Genomic DNA, 895 nt, shown 5'->3' on the forward strand with positions numbered 1-895 from the left:
AGCGAGAGAAATCTCAAAGGATCCAGAACTTCTAATAGTATGTCAACCAACAAGAGGTCTTGATGTTGGAGCTATAGAATACATTCATAAGAGAATAATACAGGAAAGAGACAGTGGTAAAGCAGTTCTTTTAGTTTCACTAGAACTGGACGAAATAATGTCTTTATCTGATAGAATAGCGGTAATGTATGATGGACAAATCTTAGATATAGTAGATAGGAAAGATGCTACAGAGCTAAAACTTGGAATACTTATGGCTGGTGGTAGTCTTAAGGATGATGAGAAAGAGGTGAAGGATCTTGAGTAAAACTACAGCAAAGGGTAAAGAAAATAAAGCGCTACAGATAGTAAAACCAATATTGTTCCCTTTAGCAGCAATAATATTTTCTATATTCATTTCAGTGTTTTTCGTAATCTGGGCTAAGGGATACTCTATATTAGATTACTTTAAAGCGCTAGAAGATCTTTTTAGCACCATATGGAAAGGTTCCTTTGGTAGCGAAATGAACTTATTTAATACTATATTCTATTTAACACCACTTATATTTACCGGTGTAGCAAATGCGGTAGCATTTAAGACCGGATTATTTAACATAGGTGGAGAAGGTCAGTTTGTAGTAGGTATGGTAGCAGCAGCTTTAGTTGGAGTTATACCAGGACTTCCAGCAATTATACATCTTCCACTAGTTTTAATAGCTGGTATAGCAGCTGGTGGTTTATGGGCAGCAGTACCAGGATATCTTAAAGCAAAGATGGGAACAAACGAAGTTATAAACTCAATCATGATGAACTATATAGCAATGTATGTTGCAAACTTTATAATTCTTAGAACATCTTTTGGAGTTCAAGGAAAATCAGCATCACCACTTATAAAAGAAAGTGCTAGAATTGGTAG

The 895-nt window shown here is 35.3% G+C and carries 1 protein-coding gene and 1 pseudogene; both read left to right on the forward strand.

The window, feature by feature from the left end; genetic code table 11:
* Window positions 1-307 (forward strand): annotated as a pseudogene (locus tag OCU55_RS23700) (ABC transporter ATP-binding protein); the annotation flags it as partial.
* Window positions 300-895 (forward strand): ABC transporter permease (locus OCU55_RS23705; protein ID WP_427847092.1); only part of this gene is annotated, 596 nt, incomplete at its 3' end. The pseudogene OCU55_RS23700 and the gene OCU55_RS23705, both read left to right, overlap by 8 nt.

The organism is Clostridium folliculivorans, assembly GCF_024341905.1.
Classification (GTDB): Bacteria; Bacillota; Clostridia; order Clostridiales; family Clostridiaceae; genus Clostridium_AR; species Clostridium_AR folliculivorans.